Here is a 14,450-nt window from a genome sequence, read left to right on the forward strand (position 1 = left end):
TGTCCGCCGAGGCGGCCGACCAGGTCCCAGACCTGCCAACCCTCCGGCGTTTCCGGACGGTTCAGCCGCGCCGGGCAGTCCGGGCAGGCTTGCGGGCAGGCTTGGCAGTAGCGCTCGCCCCCGCCGAAGGACCATTCGGCGAGGGCGCGGAGGCGTTTTTTTCCTGCTCCAGCAGCAGACCCTTGGAGACGTAGGTCAGCTGGAACGCCTCGAAGATCGGCCAGATGTCGAGCAGCGCGTCGATGGCCTCGGGGCTCGGATCGATGGGGTTGCCGTCCGCGTCCCCGATGCCCTCCCAGGCGAGCACCGCCCGCCGCGCCAGCGCCTTGGCGAAGGCGACCGCGCGCTCCTCGTCGGAAGCCTCCTCGGGCACCGCCTCGACGACCGGATCGCTGCGGGTCGCCACCATCAGCGCCGTGGTCAGCGGGCGCAGCTCCACGCGGACGCCGGGTGCAAGATCATGCCAGCGCGGTTCATTCGTCAGGTCGAGCGTGAGCATCGTCAATACACCTCGATGTCGTTGATCAGGGTTGCGGTGCACATCCGGCCGACCACGCTGTCCCGAGCGGCCTGCCAGTCGAAGGTCGCCTGCACCCCCTGCGGCCCGGAGATCTCGATCCGCGGGCGCGGCAGGTAGACGGCGTGCACGGTGAAGGTGAAGCTCTCGCCGGACGGCAGGACATAGGCGAATTCCATCTCGCAAGCCTCGCCGTTGATCGCCTGCGTCACCAGCGTCTGGTCGGCAAAGCGCACCTCGATCCGACCCGTGAGCGCCGCAATGGACGGGTCCGCGCCGTCGATGCGCCCGTCCGAGCGGATCGTCTCGATCCGGTCGAGGTTGTTGGCATAGGTGATGTCGGCCGAGACCACGTTGCCGAGGGCGGTGCCATTGCGCGTGATCGCGCCGTTGAAATGACCGAAGCGCTTCAGCTCCAGCGCGGCAGGCGTCCCGGCGCCGGTCGTCGTGCCCACCGTCTCGCCCTGCGCCACCAGCCGCGCCGTCGCGGTCAGCAGGCCCGAGCGCTGCATCTGCCAGGTGATCTGGTCGAGCACGCAGCCGGAATACATCGCATAGCGCGGAACCTCCGGCATGCCGGTTTCGATCGACATGCTGGGCAGCGTCCACGACCCCGACTGGAACTCGTGGCTGTACGGCGCTTCCGCGCCCGTGGTCGTCGGCGCGCCGAAGGCCGCCTTCAGCCAGAAGCCGAAGGCCTCCGCGTCGAGCGGCACGACGACATCGCCGTCGGCCGTCACCGCATCCTTGATCGGCGCCAGCGGATCACGACCGTAGCCCAGCAGTTCCGAGTTCAGCAGCGGTTGCTCCGCGCCGAGCGAGGTGCTGGCGAAGGGCATGCGGGTGAAGCCGCCCACGGGCGGCGTTCCATAGGTCGTCTCGAACGCAAGCGCCATCAGCGCCCGCGCCCCCTGGGCTCGTGCCATGGTGTTCTCCTCGGGTTTTCGGGGTCAGGCCAGCGGGTCGGCCGTGGAATAGTGCAGGACCACCGGGATCACGGCGGCCTTCAGGCTAGCCGCGCCCTCGACCGGCAGATCGACGGGCCGTGGCGCTTCCGCCTCGACCCAGTCGCAGAGCCCGCCCAGTGTCCGGTCGGCGACGAGCGCTGTGCCGATGCTGGCGCAGAGGGTGTCGAAGGCGGTGTCGCGGTCGGAGCCCTGCACGACCGCCTCGATCTCGGCCCGGTGCTGGTAGTGGTAGCGCAGCGGCGACAGCGTTACCTCGGGCTCGCCTGGTTCGCCGTCGCGCAGGATCAGGAGGCCCTCGGCCGGGACACGCTCGGGCAGCACCTCACCGCGCAGGGCGGTCGCGGGCAGCGCTGAGAGCCGCGCGTGCAGCGCGGCGAGGATGGTTTCGCGAGGTGTCATGGGTCGGCCGAGTTGGAAATCGCGTCGAGCACCGGACAATCGGGGACTTCGGCGCCCGAACACCTGGATGCAGTTGTAGCGAGGACGGATTCGATACGCCGAAGATCCGCGATCCTCGCGCGGACATCGGCAAGGTGCCGCTCCGTCCGTTCCTTGACCTCGGCGCAGGTCGGCGCGGCGCCGTCGCCGAGCCCCATCAGCCCGCGGATGTCCTCCATCGAGAACCCGAGTTCGCGGGCGCGCAGGATGAAGCGGAGGCGTGTGGCGTGTGCGGCGGAATAGACCCGGTAGCCGGCGTCCGTGCGGGGCGGGTCGGGCAGCAGGCCGGTCTTCTCGTAATAGCGGATCGTCTCGATGTTGCAGCCGGTCGCCCGGGCCAGGTCGCCGCGTGTGAAGCCGCTCTCGCGCTCGTGATCGGTCATGGGCAAGTTTCCTCTTGAGCCTGTAGTTGCTACAGACCCTACACCCATCGTCAATCACAGACGAGAGGTGCGCGACATGGCGCTGACAGACGACAGAACGGACAGCACGGGCGCGGATCGCCCCGCCCGAAAGGGCTGGCTCGCGGCGGGCGGTGTGGTGGGCGCCTTTCTCGCCTCGGCCTGCTGCATCGGGCCGCTGGTGCTTCTGACTCTCGGCATCTCGGGCGCCTGGATCGGCAACCTGACGGCTCTGGAGCCTTACAAGCCGATCTTCGCCGTGATCGCGCTCGGCTTCATCGCGGCGGGTTTCTGGCAGGTCTATTTCCGCAAGCCAACCGTCTGCGAACCCGGTTCCTACTGCGCAAGGCCAGCATCGGCGCGCATCACCAAGTCGGCTCTCTGGGCCTCCCTGATCCTCGTTCTCGCAGCCCTCACCATCGACTGGTGGGCCCCGCTTCTCTACTGACCCCGAAAGGACATCCACATGAAGAAGATCCTTGCACTCGCCTTGTTCGGCCTGACCGCCGTTGTGCCGATCACCGCCATCCCTGTTGCCGCGCAGACCGTCGCCGCCGAGCAGACCGTCACCTTCGCGGTGGACAACATGACCTGCGCGCTCTGCCCAGTCACCGTGAAGCGTGCGATGGAGGGCGTCGCGGGCGTGCGCGCCGTCGAGATCGACTTCGATGCCCGCACCGCCACGGTGATCTTCGACACCGCCGCGACGAGCGCCGACGCCATCGCGACCGCGTCGGCCAATGCAGGCTACCCGGCGCGTGTCGCGGGCTGACGAGATGACCGAGCAGTCCGACCGCAAGCTGATCGCGACAGGGATCGTCGGCACCGTCATCGCGGCGCTCTGCTGCTTCACTCCGGTGCTGGTGGTGCTTCTGGGTGCCGTGGGCCTGTCGGCCTGGCTGGGTTGGCTCGACTACGTTCTGCTGCCCGCGCTCGCCTTTTTCGTCGCGCTGACCGTGTACGCGGTCTGGAGACGGCAGCGGCGCCAGACCACTCGAACGGATGGATGACTTGATGAAAGACGATTGCTGCGCGCCCAAGGGCGATTTCGACCTTGCCGTGATCGGCGCCGGATCGGCCGGGTTCTCGGCCGCGATCACCGCCGCCGAGGGAGGCAAGCGCGTCGCGCTGATCGGCCATGGCACCATCGGCGGGACCTGCGTGAACGTGGGCTGTGTGCCCTCCAAGACGATGATCCGGGCCGCGGAAGCCCTGCACGGTGCGCAGACAGCACATCGGTTCCCGGGCCTGAACAGCGAGGCGCAGGTCGCCGACTGGTCGGCGCTGATTGCGGCCAAGGACGATCTTGTCGCGACACTGCGCCAGAAGAAGTACGCCGATCTGCTGCCGGGCTACGGCGGTGTGACCTATCTCGACGAGGGTCCGGCGCGTCTCGTCCTCGGCGGGGTCGAGGTCGGCGGGCGCAGGATCACGGCTCCCAAGGTGATCGTCGCGACCGGTGGCCGACCCGCCGTGCCCGACATCCCTGGGATCCAGGACGCACCAACGCTCGACAGCACGTCGCTGCTGGAGCTGGACCGGTTGCCCGAAAGCCTGATCTTCCTCGGCGGCGGCTACATCGGCGTGGAGCTGGCGCAGATGATGGCGCGGATGGGCACCCGCGTCACCATTGTCTGCCGCTCGCGCCTGCTGCCGCGCACAGAGCCGGAGGTGTCCCGGGCGCTGACGGAGACGCTGCGCGCCGAGGGCGTCGCGGTTGTCGATGGCGCGACCTACGACGCCGCACGGCGCGACGGGGCCCGTGCGGTCCTGACGGTGACGGTGGACGGCGCAGACCGCGATCTGACGGCCGACCGCCTCGTCCTGACGACGGGACGCGCAGCCAACACCGAGGGGCTGGGCCTCGCGGAGATGGGCGTCGAGACCGACGCGCGTGGCGCGATCCGGGTGGGCGACGACATGCAGACCACGAAGGCCGGCATCTTCGCGGCGGGCGATGTGACCGACCGCGACCAGTTCGTCTACATGGCCGCCTATGGCGCCAAGCTCGCGTCCCGCAACGCCGTTCTGGGCGGGGCGGAGCGCTACGACAACGCCGCGATGCCGTGGGTGGTGTTCACCGATCCGCAGGTCGCCGGCGTCGGGCTGACCGAGGCGCAGGCGCGCGCCGCGGGTCATGACGTCAAGACCAGTGTGCTGACGCTCGACAACGTGCCCCGCGCGCTCGCCGCCCGCGACACGCGCGGCCTGATCAAGCTCGTCGCGGACCGGGCGACCGACCGCCTCCTGGGCGGCGTGATCATGGCGCCGGAGGGAGCCGACAGTGTCCAGACGCTCGCCATGGCGCTCAAGTTCGGCATGACGACAAAGGCGCTCGGCGAGACGATCTTCCCCTATCTGACCACGGTAGAGGGGCTGAAGCTCGCCGCGCAGACCTTCGACAAGGATGTCGCGAAGCTGTCGTGCTGCGCGGGGTAACCCGAGCCGTCGGTTTCGTGGCTGCCGAGCAAGATTGCGCATCGATGCGATCACAACCTACCCCCCACCCAGTTCGCCACGATCAGCCCCGGCACGCTGTCCAACGCCCGGTCTGCATCCCGCGCCAGATCCAGCCGCTTCGGCAGCTTGACCTGCGGCACCAGCAGGAAGATCGGCGCAGTGACCTTTCCGCGCCCGGTCTTCGACCGCGACACCACCGCCTGGCCTTTCGTGTTCAGCCGCCCCTCGGCGACCAGCAGGCTGGGGCCCGTCCGGCGATAGACGAAACGCAGGCGGAGGCCGCGTCGCCGCTCCCATTCACCGGGGGTGATCCGGCCGCCGCGCAGGGATTTGCCCGCCGCGGGCAGCGGGATCGCCAGCCAGAACCCGTTCTTCGATCGGATCAGCGGCCCGGTGTCATGCGCACCGACGATTACCGGCGCCTTCGACCAGACCAGCGCCGCAGCCTCAAGGCTCTCGCCCGACCTCGGGAAGTTCTGGCTCCGGATCGAGTTGGCGAGCCGTGTACCAAGCCCCGCGCCGGTGATCTGCAACCGCCACGCCGTCTTCAGCCCAGTCCCGGCCTCGCGAATGGCGGCGGTGACGGCCCGTTCACCCGCCGCGACCTCGGCCGCCATCATCGCGACGATGTCGGGATCGATGTCGAGCTTCAGTTTCACGCGGGCCTCAGGTCGACGGTCCAGACCAGCCGCTCGCGGTCGCGGACCGGCTCGCCCTGTATGAGGAAGGCGTCGCCGTCGATCTCGATGCGGTCGCCGGGACGCGGGTTCGCCACCTCGGCCACGCGCAGGTCGATCCGGGTGGTTTCGGACCAGAGCCGCGCGTCGCCGAAGTCGGTGACCGCGTCGGCGCGACGGGCGACGGCACGCACCAGCACGGGTGTACCGCCGTCGGCGATGTAGACCGCGTCCCGGCCGATGTTCGGATCGGCGAAGAGCGCGCCGATGGCGGCGGCGAAGGCCGACATCAGAACGTCGCGTTCAGGCGCACCCGGCCGATGGTGTCGCCGGCGCCGCTCGCCACCGCCTCGACGGCCGCGCCGATGAGGGTGTTGTCGGTCGCGACGGTCGTGGTGCGCTTGTTGGTGTCGTCCCAATAGACCTTGGCGCCAACCGTCCACGCCTGGGAGCCGACCTTGGTGATGTCGAACACGCCGACGAGCGCGGTCTCGACGGGCTCGCCAATGGCGGCGGCACCCGCGGCGATGCCGAAGATGGAGCCGACGAGCAGGCCATCGCCGGAGGCGACGGCATAGGGCGCGGTCAGGGTGATGGTGTTGCCGGGCTGGACGTAGGTTTTCATGATGGGGATCCTCGTGGAAAGACGAAGGGCGGCCCGTCAGGACCGCCCGTGTGTCAGGGTTCAGGAAGCGCGCCTTACGCGCCCGGGTTCTTGTAGAGGCCGCGCCAGTCGATGGCCTTGGCTCCGAAGTCGAGGCGGCACTTGATCTCGACCCCGTCGACGTCGAAGCCGTTGCGCGTCTCGATATAGGCGCCCTGCTGGCCCTCGAGATAGGCGTACTCGATGGTGTCGATCTGGTTCGGGCTGGCCGCCAGATACCAGGCGGTCTCGCTGGCGGCGTCGAGCCGGGGCTCGCTGATCGGCGCCAGCGTCCTGATCGACTGCGGCACCACGCTGGACGTCGCGGCGGGCACGAGGTTCTGGGCCACCAGCTGTTCGGCTTTCAGTTCCAGTGAGGCCGGCACGATCAGGAAGGCAGGCCGGACGTTCAGCACCGTCTTCTTGTCGAGGCCGGTCTGCTTGGCCATCGCCGCGCGCGCCGCTCCGACGCTGCTGACATCGAGCGCCGCGCCGGTGCCTGCCAGGTTCTTGTGGGTGGTGTGGAAGAGCGCATTGCCGTCGGCCATCGCCGGGTTGGCGGTGATGATGCCCCAGACCACGTCCGACTCCAGCTGGGCGATGGAGTTGCCGTACATCGCCGGGATGCGGGTGAAGGCGTCGAGATCGTCGTTGATCAGCGTCTGACGGGTGATGGCGACCACCCGGCCATAGGTCTTGACCTTGTAGCTCTCCTTGCTCTCGCCCAGCGTGCCGCGCTTGAACTCGCCGCTTTCGCCGACCTCGAGCAGCTGCGGGGCTTCGCCGAGCTGGACGCGATGCATCGCCTTGAAGTCGGTCGCCAGCACCTGGCGACAGAACAGCATGAAGGTGCGGGGATAGGCCTCGTAGGCCTGCCGCAGCGTCTTGTTGGTGACGGCCGACAGGATCTCGGGGAAGTCCGAGGTCGAGTGCAGCGCGCGCGTCGCCACCTCGTCACGCGACAGGCCGCGCGTGTTGACCCCGGCATTGCCGAGGCTTTCGCGGGCGAGCTCCAGCAGCGTCATGCCGCGATACTGGCGCGCGGCGTCCTCGAGCTGGAACAGCGTTGGGCTGTAGCGGTGCAGCAGTGCGTTCGCCACCGCGTCACGGCGGGTGATGCACTCGTCTCGGCCGCCGAGCGGGACGGAGACATGGGGGAAGTTCCGGGTCTCGTCGGATTTCGCGGCGACCTGGTCGAGGATCAGTCGGCGGGACTCGTCGATGCTGACGCCGCGCTTGACCAGATCCTCGGCGAAGCCGCGCTCGAGGTTCAGCCGCCCGGCCAGATCGTAAATGGTGGAGACGCGGTCGCGCTCGGCCTCGCGGGCGCGGGTGGCGACCACTTCGGTATCGGGCGCGGGAGTTACCTGCGTCTTCTGGCTGCGCGTCTCGCTGGCCGCGACCTTCGGGTCGGGCGCAGCCGGTTTCGGCTCGGTCATGGGGGTGTCCTCGGTTTCGACCGGCGCGGTCGGCTGGGTGTTGGCGGGGGTTGCGGCGTCGCTCGCCGGGGTCTGGGTCGTGTCCGTCATCGGGATCGGTCCTTTCGTGGTGGAAGGGGCGTCCCGGCGGTGGAGGACGCAGTCGTGAAGGGGGTGCTGGGCGCGGAAGCCCGCTGCTGGGTCGGCTCCGACCGCGACGGCGGAGACCTCGAAGGGCGTCCAGTCCACCGCGCGCCAGAGCTCGCGGGCGCCATCAGGCTTCGAGATATCAAACCGGTGGACCTGGTAGCCGATGGAGACGGCGCGGATGTGCCCCGCCTGGATGTCGCGCCAGATCGGCTCGACATCGGCACGCTCGCTGATCCGGACCAAGGCGATGCCGCGACCGTTCTCGATCCGGGCCGAGCCCGGCACGACCGAGCCGATCACCGCGTCGAGCGTGTCGAGCTCGTGCACCTTCAGGAACGGCGCGCCCGCGTTCAGCCGGTCGAGCCGGACATGGGCCGGGTCGAGGCTGAGTTCCTCGTCATAAGGCTCGCCGAAGAAGGTGGCACGGCGGACGCGAGCCCCGGCCGACCAGACCACCTCGACGGTGCGGTTGTCGGCATCGGCCGTGTTCGGCGCAAGCTCCGCCGACCGGCGCATGGCCGGCAGTTCGATCATCGTGTCCATGAAGGTCAGTCCTGTTGGTCGGCCTGCGCCGGGTCTGTATCCGCGTCGGCGGTCGGGTCGTCGGCGTCTGGTTCGTCGGCGGCCGGATCGTTCGCCGGATCGCTGGCCCCGTCTTTGGATTGTGCGCTGCCGGTCTTGGTGACGCGGCGAGGGTCGCTGTCGAGGACCAACCCCAGCGCGTCGAGCTTGGCGTTGGTCGCCGCGATCTCGGCCAGCACGGCGTCGGGGTTGCGGCCCTGCCGGGCGATCACCTCGGCCAGCGTCATGGTGCCCGAGCGGATGGACAGCAGGTTCGCCATCGCGTCCTTCTGCGGATCGACCGCCTCGAACTTCGGCGGCGACCATTCCACAGGCACGATCGGCGACGGGATCTGCCCCGCCGCCCATGCGGCTTCCGTGAACCACCGCCACACCGGGGCGCAGAACATCGGGATGAACAGCTGCCATTGGACGGCGTCGATCTGGCGGCGGAACTCCACGAGACCCGCCCGGATCGAGGAGTAGTTCACTTGGGACAGGTCCCCCGTCAGCAGCTCGTAGGGCACGCGGAAGCCTGCCGAGATCGTGTGCAGGCTCGCGCGCTTGTATTCGCCGTAGCCGCCCGTCGCCGAGGGCTGGTTGAAGCGGATGTCCTTGCCGCCGCGGGCATAGGCGATCAGCCCCGGCTCGAACTGTTCCACCCGGTTGCCGTCGGCATCGACCACGGAGGGCGCGATGCCCTGTTGCGCCTCGTCGTCGCCGAAGACGATGGCGGTGACGCAGGCCTCGGTCTTCTTGCGAACCAGTTCGGCCACTTCATAGTCGTCGAGATCACGCAACGACCGGATCACCGGCGCGCCCCAGGGGACGCCGCGCGCTTGCGTGCGCTGCTTCTCGTAGACATGGGCGATCTCGGTCGCGGGGACCGGGCGGCTCTGCAACCCGTTCTGCAAGGCCCCGTAGGCGTCGCCCGGATGCTCGGCATGCAGCCAGTAAGCCCGGCGCTTCCCGACCGGGTCGAACTCGATCCCCTGCACGAGGCGCCCTGCGCCGAGGGCTCCGGACTTGGTGGCGTCGAGGAAGTCGGCTTCCAGCACCTGCAATTGCAGCGGCACCGGCAGGCCGTCGCTCGCGCGCCGCAGGCGGCGGCGCACCAGAACCTCGCCCGCCTCGACCATCTCCCGGCAGATCAGCGTCTGCAGGCCATAGAAGTCAAGCTGGCCATCGGCGTCGCAGTCCGCCGTCCAGCGTTCGAAGAGCGCATCGACCTTCCGGTCCAGCTTGTCGTCGCCGCTAGCGGCGCGGGGCATGATGCCCGCGCCGATGATGTTGTTGACCAGCACCGCCACGGCCTTGGCCGCATGCGGGTTGTTGCGCACCAGATCGCGCATGCGGTCGCGCAGCAGCGCCCCGGCGACGCCGATTTCGGTGTCGGCCGAGGATCCCGGCGCGCGCCAGCCGTCCGTCCGTCGCCCGCGCGCCGCGCCGTCATAGCCACGCGTCAGCGTCTCGAATGCCTGACGCGCCATCACGCGCCGAGCCGCCATGCGCGGCGCCACCGTGGCGATGGCGTGGTCGAACCAGGTCGCCGACATCAGCGATCCCCGCGCGAGAAGCCAGCGAGCCCCGCCACGGGCAGCGGGCGGCTGAAGCCCGCGATGGCGCGCTCGATGGTCCGGATGCGGGCGAGCAGATCCTCGGCCGAGCCGTAATCCACCGACTTGCCGTCATAGCTGACGCGCGTCGTGCCGCTGGCATAGGCCCGGCGCAGCGCCGAAAGCTCGGTTTCCGTCCAGTCGATCATGTTCAGAACCATCCCTCCCGCCGCCCGAGCCAGTCGGAGCGGCGCTTGCCCTGCGGGGCCTGTCCCGGCCGGTTGATCTGCCCGGCGGGATCGGTGTCGGTGGGGGCGGCCCCGAGCTGATCCTCGAGGTCGCGCCATTTCTCGTCGGGCCAGCGGTCCGCGCCCGCGATCCAGGCGGCTGCGCGGGCGTAGACCCGGCAATCCAGCGCCTCGTTGCGCTCGCGCAGCTTCTGCCATTCCAGCCGGGCGAAGCCGCGCTTGGTGCGCACCGTCACCAGCTGCTCGGCCACGAACTGCTTCAGCCATTCGTTCTCGACCCAGTGCGGCAGGTGCACCGAGCCGGGCGGGAACGCCGCCCCGTCGGCCATCTCCTCCTCGGTCGGGCGTGCCAGCCGCAGGAAGCGGTAGGTTTCGGCCTTGAAGGTCGAGACCGCCACGGTCCAGAGCCGCGCCCCGCGCCGCAGGCGTTTGCCGCCCTCGGTCGCGTCGACAAAGGTCGGCCCCGACACCGGGCTCGAGCGGTTGAACCCCTCGACGCCCTTGACCGGCGACACCTGCGCGAAGCCTTGCGCCCGCGACCAGGAATAGACCGCCGGGGCCTCGTAGCCGGTGTCGATGGCGAGCCGCGCGATCCTGAGATGCGCGCGGCGTTCATGCGGCCAGGACCTGTCCAGCAGCGCGGTCAGCTCCGACCAGGCGTCGTGCCGGTCGGGCCCGCCCTCGATGACGACGTGATCGACGAGCCAGCTTTCCAAGCCGCGACCCCAGGCCCAGACATCGACCTCGATCCGGTCCTTCTGCACGTCGGCTCCGGCTGTCAGGAACAACCCGCCTGCTGGCACCGTGCCGGATTTCCAGCGTTCGCGCCGGTCGTAGAGCCGCTGCCAGTCGGGCGCTTCCCCGGTCTCGACCCATGTCTCGCCGAGGATCGTGTTGCGGAACGCCTTGATCGCCTCGTCCGACCCTTGGGCTGCTTCCCATGACCGCACGATCCGCTCCCAGCTCAGCCAGCCGATCGGCGAATAGAGCGCCGAAAGGTGATACCCGACCGTGGTCGGATCGGCGGCCGTGGCGGTCGCCCGCCATTCGCCGCCCTCCAGCATCGCCGTCTTGTGGTGTTCCGCGATTGCCGCGTCGCAGCCCTCGCAGTGATACTCGGCCGTCTCCGGGCGGCCCTTTTGCCAGCGCAGCCGGTCGAACTTCAGCCATTGTGCGTGGCCGCATTGTGGGCACGGCACGAAGAACCGACGCTGGTCGCTGGCCTCGTACTCGCGCTCGATGCGCGACAGCCCCCGGATCGTGGGCGTCGAGACCAGCAGCACCTTGCGCCGGTGGGCGAAGGTCAGGGAGCGCGCCTCGGCGAGCGTGACCGGATCGCCTTCCTCGTCGGCCGAGGCGGGATAGGCGTCGACCTCGTCGAGGAAGATGTAGCGCGCCGGGGTGGACCGAAGCCCGACCGCCGAGTTCGCGCCCGTCATGATCAGGATGCCGCCCGCGAACTCCTTCGAGAGCATCGTGTTGCCCGCATCGCGGGATCGCGCGGGCTTCACCCGCTCCCGCAGCTCTGGGCTTTCATCGATCAGCGGGTCGATGCGCTGGCGCGAGTTGCGCTTGGCCAGTTCCACGGTCGGCTGGACCGCCAGCATCGGACCCGGCGCCTGGTGGATCGCGAACCCGATCCAGTTGTTGCCCGCCTCGGTCGCGCCGACCTGCGCCGCCTTCATGAACACGATCCGCTGCGTGGGATCCCCCGGCGACAGCCGGTCCATGATCTCGCGCATGTAGGGCGTGCGCACCGTGCGGTATCGCCCGGGCTCGGCTGAAGCCCGCCCCGAGAGCATCCGGTGCCGGTCCGCCCATTCCGAAACGGTCAGGTCCGGGTCGGGCCGCAACCCGTTGCCCCAGGCGCGGAGGATCTCGCCCGCGCCGTCGAAGTCGATCAGGCCATCATCGTCACCGGAAGTCGGGCCGGACCTCGGCGAGTTCGTCGAGGTGGGCGCGTACATGTTTCTCCAGGACCTTCTGCATCGCGGCTGGCTCCACGGTGATCTGCTGGCCGGTCACGTCGGCGCACGAGGCTGACAGTTCGGCCGCCATCAGCGCCGCCGCGCGTGCAGGCCAGTTCACCCACGCGTCCCGTTCCTCCCGCGCCAGCCGGAACACCAGCGCCAGCGCGCGGGCCCGCTCGATCAACTCCCCCTTCAGCTTCTGGAGCCGGATGCGCCGCTCCTGCGCTTTCAGCACCTCGTTCGCGGTCTTCGCCTGCAGGAAGGTCGTGCCGCCGCCGACGGCCGGGACTGCCAGCCCCTGTTCACGCAGCGTGTCGCCAACAGCGGCCACGGCCGCCTCGGGGACGGGCTTCAGCTTCGGCGTGGGCGGCTTGCGGGTCTTGGACGGGTCGGTCGTCTCGGCACGTCTGGCGTCGCTGGCGGCCGCGTTGATGCTGCCGTCGGGATAGAGGACCAGCCGCTCGGCGGCCTTGGCCTTCTGGATCGCGCCCCGCGACAGCCCGACATGCGCGGCGTACTGGCGCTCGCTCATGCCCTGCATCGACGGCTCCGATTATCTATCGAAATCATGTTCTTATCGAGTTGATAAGCAGCGCGACCGGAGCGAACGTCCGTTCAGAAGGACGATGCAACTCACCAAGGAGCCATCACGATGACCACGCGCCTGAACCCGATCACCACCCCGCGCCACGAACTCCGCGCCGAGAAGGCGCGCCGGAATAAGGAAGCCGCGCTCGCGGCCTTCATCGGCAAGAAGGCCGAGATCGACGAGATGCTCGCCCGGCTGCAGACGCTGAGCGACGACCACTTCAACGCCCACCCCGACGAGATCAACTGGGGCCATGTCGGCACCCTCGAACACTACGCCAGCCTCCTGAAGCGCATCACCGACAGCGCCTTCGGCGAGGGCGAGCACGCCCGCTGATCTCCGGCACTGCCGGAACTCCCGCCGCGCGCCCTGCGCGGCTCGGGGTCGTAGGAGGCGCCGCATGACGCGGGCCCGAATACGGAGACGATCCCATGACCAAGCTTTCTGACACCCAAGCCATCATCCTCAGCGCCGCCGCACAGCGCGAGGACCGCATCGCACTGCCGCTGCCCGAGAGCCTGCGCGGCGGCGCCGCTGCCAAGGTGGTCGGCGCGATGCTCGCGAAGAACTTCCTGCAGGAGGTCGACGCCGACACGCGCAAGGGCGAGCTTATGTGGCGCGAGACCGGAGACGGCCACGGCGTCACGCTGGTTGCCACCGACGCGGGCCTTGCCGCCATCGGGATCGAGACCGAGGACGCGAACCCCGCGCCTGCGGGCGCGACGGACGCGCCTACCGAGGAGGCCGCGCCGGACACCCCCACCGTAGCCGAAACCGCGCCCAAGACGCGCACACCGCGCGAGGGCACCAAGCAGGCCACGCTGATCGCCATGCTGCGCGCACCGGACGGCGCGACCATCGAGGAGATCATGGCCGCGACGGGCTGGCAGTCGCACACGGTGCGCGGCGCGATGGCGGGGGCGCTGAAGAAGAAGCTCGGGCTCGAGGTGACCTCGGAGAAGGTCGAGGATCGGGGGCGCGTGTACAAACTCCCCGCCGCCTGACGCGCCGGACCCCGACAAGCTGATGACCGCCGTCCCTACGGGGCGGCGGTCGATCATTTGGCGCTCCGCATCCGGATCGCCTCGAACACCCGCCGCAAGGCGAAGGAACGGGCGATCGAGACGACGGTGAAAATGGCGCCCATCTTCAGGTTCTGCGCCAGCGTCGTGTGCAGCCCGAAGATCGGGAAGATCAGGATCTGCGTCACGACCGCGACGCCGTAGCCGACGATCACGTTGGCGACGGACTCGACCAGCGACATGAGGCGGGTCTGCTTCATGCCGCTGCCTCATCCATCGGCCAGCAGTTCAGCCGCGAGAGTTCGCAGCGCATGCGCCGCAACCAAGGGGACCACGCCGTTGCCACAGAGGCGAAGCCGGTCCACCCGGTGGGCCAACCCATCAGTGCCTCGACGAACAGCGGGTTCAAGGTCCGGCGCGGCTCGGAGGTATCGCTCCCAGCCATCGGCGTCACCAGGACCTGGCGGCCAAGCAGGCCGTTCACCGGCGTGTTCGCGAGTGTCGTCGCCCCGTCCTTGTGATCCCGCGCCGTCGGCGTCATCCACAATCCCACCGCATGGGTCAGATCGGCCGTCTTGCGGTTGCCCGCGCTCGGCTTGCAGCCGTCGTTCGCCATCGGCGTCGGCCAGTCCCGCGCCATGCGGTCCAGACCCTTCTCGTCTCGTCGTTCGCCGCCCCGGCTGCGGAAACTGTCGGTCTGCGGCGTGGGCCACATCGCAGCCGTGGTCGCCAGGTTCATGCCGTGCTGGCCCGCTTTCTGCGACGGCGTCGGTATTGTCTGCCTGTTCTCGTTGGCGCTGGCCCTTGGCGTCGGCCAGAGCCGCAGCAGTTC

At 69.3% G+C, this 14,450-nt stretch carries 20 protein-coding genes; 6 read left to right on the top strand and 14 right to left on the bottom strand.

The features are described from left to right. Positions 1-61 precede the first annotated feature (61 nt). The 4 genes from PXD02_RS05795 to PXD02_RS05810 are packed head-to-tail and all read right to left on the bottom strand — an operon-like array spanning position 62 to position 2,306. Entirely contained in the window at positions 62-499 is a 438-nt protein-coding gene (locus PXD02_RS05795; RefSeq protein WP_275105951.1) for a hypothetical protein, read from the bottom strand. A 2-nt stretch (positions 500-501) separates the two neighbouring features. Beyond that, positions 502-1,443, bottom strand: coding sequence for a phage tail tube protein (locus PXD02_RS05800; RefSeq protein WP_275105952.1), 942 nt, complete (start codon positions 1,441-1,443; stop codon positions 502-504). 24 nt (positions 1,444-1,467) lie between these two features. Further along, positions 1,468-1,884, bottom strand: a complete 417-nt coding sequence (locus PXD02_RS05805) for an acyl-CoA transferase (protein ID WP_275105953.1) — start codon at positions 1,882-1,884, stop codon at positions 1,468-1,470. Beyond that, positions 1,881-2,306, bottom strand: a complete 426-nt coding sequence (locus PXD02_RS05810; protein WP_062563550.1) for a MerR family transcriptional regulator — start codon at positions 2,304-2,306, stop codon at positions 1,881-1,883. Before PXD02_RS05810 ends, PXD02_RS05805 begins: the two co-directional genes overlap by 4 nt. A gap of 76 nt (positions 2,307-2,382) precedes the next feature. Between PXD02_RS05810 and PXD02_RS05815 the strand changes: the two genes are divergently transcribed. The 4 genes from PXD02_RS05815 to merA are packed head-to-tail and all read left to right on the top strand — an operon-like array spanning position 2,383 to position 4,763. Beyond that, the gene (locus PXD02_RS05815; RefSeq protein ID WP_062563549.1) at positions 2,383-2,772 is read left to right on the top strand and encodes a mercuric transporter MerT family protein; all 390 of its coding nucleotides are present in this window, start codon (positions 2,383-2,385) and stop codon (positions 2,770-2,772) included. 18 nt (positions 2,773-2,790) lie between these two features. Next, positions 2,791-3,096, top strand: coding sequence for a heavy-metal-associated domain-containing protein (locus PXD02_RS05820; protein ID WP_062563548.1), 306 nt, complete (start codon positions 2,791-2,793; stop codon positions 3,094-3,096). A 4-nt stretch (positions 3,097-3,100) separates the two neighbouring features. Continuing rightward, positions 3,101-3,334 carry a mercury resistance system transport protein MerF gene (merF, locus tag PXD02_RS05825; RefSeq protein ID WP_123644184.1) on the top strand — a complete coding sequence of 78 codons (234 nt, stop codon included), beginning with the start codon at positions 3,101-3,103 and terminating at the stop codon, positions 3,332-3,334. Positions 3,335-3,338: 4 nt separating this feature from the next. Beyond that, positions 3,339-4,763, top strand: a complete 1,425-nt coding sequence (merA, locus tag PXD02_RS05830) for a mercury(II) reductase (RefSeq protein ID WP_228189482.1) — start codon at positions 3,339-3,341, stop codon at positions 4,761-4,763. Between the two features lie 50 nt (positions 4,764-4,813). Here merA and PXD02_RS05835 read toward each other — a convergent pair whose 3' ends face one another. From PXD02_RS05835 to PXD02_RS05870, 8 genes are all read right to left on the bottom strand, one after another. Continuing rightward, positions 4,814-5,443, bottom strand: a complete 630-nt coding sequence (locus PXD02_RS05835; protein ID WP_062563545.1) for a DUF6441 family protein — start codon at positions 5,441-5,443, stop codon at positions 4,814-4,816. Beyond that, positions 5,440-5,751, bottom strand: coding sequence for a head-tail joining protein (locus tag PXD02_RS05840; RefSeq protein ID WP_062563544.1), 312 nt, complete (start codon positions 5,749-5,751; stop codon positions 5,440-5,442). The genes PXD02_RS05835 and PXD02_RS05840 overlap by 4 nt, the downstream gene beginning before the upstream one ends. Next, a complete protein-coding gene (locus PXD02_RS05845; protein WP_062563543.1) occupies positions 5,751-6,086 on the bottom strand; it encodes a DUF2190 family protein in 336 nt (111 codons plus the stop codon). Before PXD02_RS05845 ends, PXD02_RS05840 begins: the two co-directional genes overlap by 1 nt. A 74-nt stretch (positions 6,087-6,160) precedes the next feature. Then, positions 6,161-8,215, bottom strand: coding sequence for a prohead protease/major capsid protein fusion protein (locus PXD02_RS05850; RefSeq protein WP_062563542.1), 2,055 nt, complete (start codon positions 8,213-8,215; stop codon positions 6,161-6,163). Between the two features lie 5 nt (positions 8,216-8,220). Then, complete coding sequence (locus PXD02_RS05855; RefSeq protein ID WP_123644170.1) at positions 8,221-9,789, bottom strand: phage portal protein; 1,569 nt, start codon at positions 9,787-9,789, stop codon at positions 8,221-8,223. Next, on the bottom strand, positions 9,789-10,010 hold the full coding sequence (locus PXD02_RS05860; protein WP_221288083.1) for a phage head-tail joining protein: 222 nt from the start codon (positions 10,008-10,010) through the stop codon (positions 9,789-9,791). The genes PXD02_RS05855 and PXD02_RS05860 overlap by 1 nt, the downstream gene beginning before the upstream one ends. Further along, positions 10,001-12,004, bottom strand: a complete 2,004-nt coding sequence (locus tag PXD02_RS05865; protein ID WP_083548831.1) for a phage terminase large subunit family protein — start codon at positions 12,002-12,004, stop codon at positions 10,001-10,003. Before PXD02_RS05865 ends, PXD02_RS05860 begins: the two co-directional genes overlap by 10 nt. After that, the gene (locus PXD02_RS05870) at positions 11,952-12,548 is read right to left on the bottom strand and encodes a hypothetical protein (RefSeq protein ID WP_028720223.1); all 597 of its coding nucleotides are present in this window, start codon (positions 12,546-12,548) and stop codon (positions 11,952-11,954) included. Before PXD02_RS05870 ends, PXD02_RS05865 begins: the two co-directional genes overlap by 53 nt. A 111-nt stretch (positions 12,549-12,659) precedes the next feature. On the opposite strand from PXD02_RS05870, the gene PXD02_RS05875 reads away from it, so the two are divergent. Continuing rightward, entirely contained in the window at positions 12,660-12,932 is a 273-nt protein-coding gene (locus PXD02_RS05875) for a hypothetical protein (protein WP_028720222.1), read from the top strand. Positions 12,933-13,027: 95 nt separating this feature from the next. Beyond that, positions 13,028-13,600: a DUF3489 domain-containing protein gene (locus PXD02_RS05880; RefSeq protein ID WP_028720221.1), complete on the top strand. Its 573-nt coding sequence runs from the start codon at positions 13,028-13,030 to the stop codon at positions 13,598-13,600. Between the two features lie 53 nt (positions 13,601-13,653). On the opposite strand, the gene PXD02_RS05885 is transcribed toward PXD02_RS05880, so the two are convergent. Both PXD02_RS05885 and PXD02_RS05890 read right to left on the bottom strand, forming a co-directional pair. Further along, entirely contained in the window at positions 13,654-13,878 is a 225-nt protein-coding gene (locus tag PXD02_RS05885; protein ID WP_028720220.1) for a DUF7220 family protein, read from the bottom strand. Beyond that, a complete protein-coding gene (locus tag PXD02_RS05890; protein WP_177208252.1) occupies positions 13,875-14,357 on the bottom strand; it encodes a hypothetical protein in 483 nt (160 codons plus the stop codon). The genes PXD02_RS05885 and PXD02_RS05890 overlap by 4 nt, the downstream gene beginning before the upstream one ends. Positions 14,358-14,450 lie beyond the last annotated feature (93 nt).

It is taken from the genome of Paracoccus sp. S3-43 (assembly GCF_029027965.1).
GTDB lineage: Bacteria > Pseudomonadota > Alphaproteobacteria > Rhodobacterales > Rhodobacteraceae > Paracoccus.

What these genes read in the sequence shown, in the direction of transcription:
- PXD02_RS05845 (WP_062563543.1), bottom strand. Translation starts at nt 6,086, where the DNA reads ATGAAAACCTACGTCCAGCCCGGCAACACCATCACCCTGACCGCGCCC.
- merF (WP_123644184.1), top strand. Translation starts at nt 3,101, where the DNA reads ATGACCGAGCAGTCCGACCGCAAGCTGATCGCGACAGGGATCGTCGGC.
- PXD02_RS05885 (WP_028720220.1), bottom strand. Translation starts at nt 13,878, where the DNA reads ATGAAGCAGACCCGCCTCATGTCGCTGGTCGAGTCCGTCGCCAACGTG.
- PXD02_RS05815 (WP_062563549.1), top strand. Translation starts at nt 2,383, where the DNA reads ATGGCGCTGACAGACGACAGAACGGACAGCACGGGCGCGGATCGCCCC.
- PXD02_RS05840 (WP_062563544.1), bottom strand. Translation starts at nt 5,751, where the DNA reads ATGTCGGCCTTCGCCGCCGCCATCGGCGCGCTCTTCGCCGATCCGAAC.
- merA (WP_228189482.1), top strand. Translation starts at nt 3,339, where the DNA reads ATGAAAGACGATTGCTGCGCGCCCAAGGGCGATTTCGACCTTGCCGTG.
- PXD02_RS05800 (WP_275105952.1), bottom strand. Translation starts at nt 1,443, where the DNA reads ATGGCACGAGCCCAGGGGGCGCGGGCGCTGATGGCGCTTGCGTTCGAG.
- PXD02_RS05855 (WP_123644170.1), bottom strand. Translation starts at nt 9,789, where the DNA reads ATGTCGGCGACCTGGTTCGACCACGCCATCGCCACGGTGGCGCCGCGC.
- PXD02_RS05850 (WP_062563542.1), bottom strand. Translation starts at nt 8,215, where the DNA reads ATGGACACGATGATCGAACTGCCGGCCATGCGCCGGTCGGCGGAGCTT.
- PXD02_RS05875 (WP_028720222.1), top strand. Translation starts at nt 12,660, where the DNA reads ATGACCACGCGCCTGAACCCGATCACCACCCCGCGCCACGAACTCCGC.
- PXD02_RS05820 (WP_062563548.1), top strand. Translation starts at nt 2,791, where the DNA reads ATGAAGAAGATCCTTGCACTCGCCTTGTTCGGCCTGACCGCCGTTGTG.
- PXD02_RS05880 (WP_028720221.1), top strand. Translation starts at nt 13,028, where the DNA reads ATGACCAAGCTTTCTGACACCCAAGCCATCATCCTCAGCGCCGCCGCA.
- PXD02_RS05805 (WP_275105953.1), bottom strand. Translation starts at nt 1,884, where the DNA reads ATGACACCTCGCGAAACCATCCTCGCCGCGCTGCACGCGCGGCTCTCA.
- PXD02_RS05870 (WP_028720223.1), bottom strand. Translation starts at nt 12,548, where the DNA reads ATGCAGGGCATGAGCGAGCGCCAGTACGCCGCGCATGTCGGGCTGTCG.
- PXD02_RS05810 (WP_062563550.1), bottom strand. Translation starts at nt 2,306, where the DNA reads ATGACCGATCACGAGCGCGAGAGCGGCTTCACACGCGGCGACCTGGCC.
- PXD02_RS05890 (WP_177208252.1), bottom strand. Translation starts at nt 14,357, where the DNA reads ATGAACCTGGCGACCACGGCTGCGATGTGGCCCACGCCGCAGACCGAC.
- PXD02_RS05865 (WP_083548831.1), bottom strand. Translation starts at nt 12,004, where the DNA reads ATGTACGCGCCCACCTCGACGAACTCGCCGAGGTCCGGCCCGACTTCC.
- PXD02_RS05860 (WP_221288083.1), bottom strand. Translation starts at nt 10,010, where the DNA reads ATGGTTCTGAACATGATCGACTGGACGGAAACCGAGCTTTCGGCGCTG.
- PXD02_RS05795 (WP_275105951.1), bottom strand. Translation starts at nt 499, where the DNA reads ATGCTCACGCTCGACCTGACGAATGAACCGCGCTGGCATGATCTTGCA.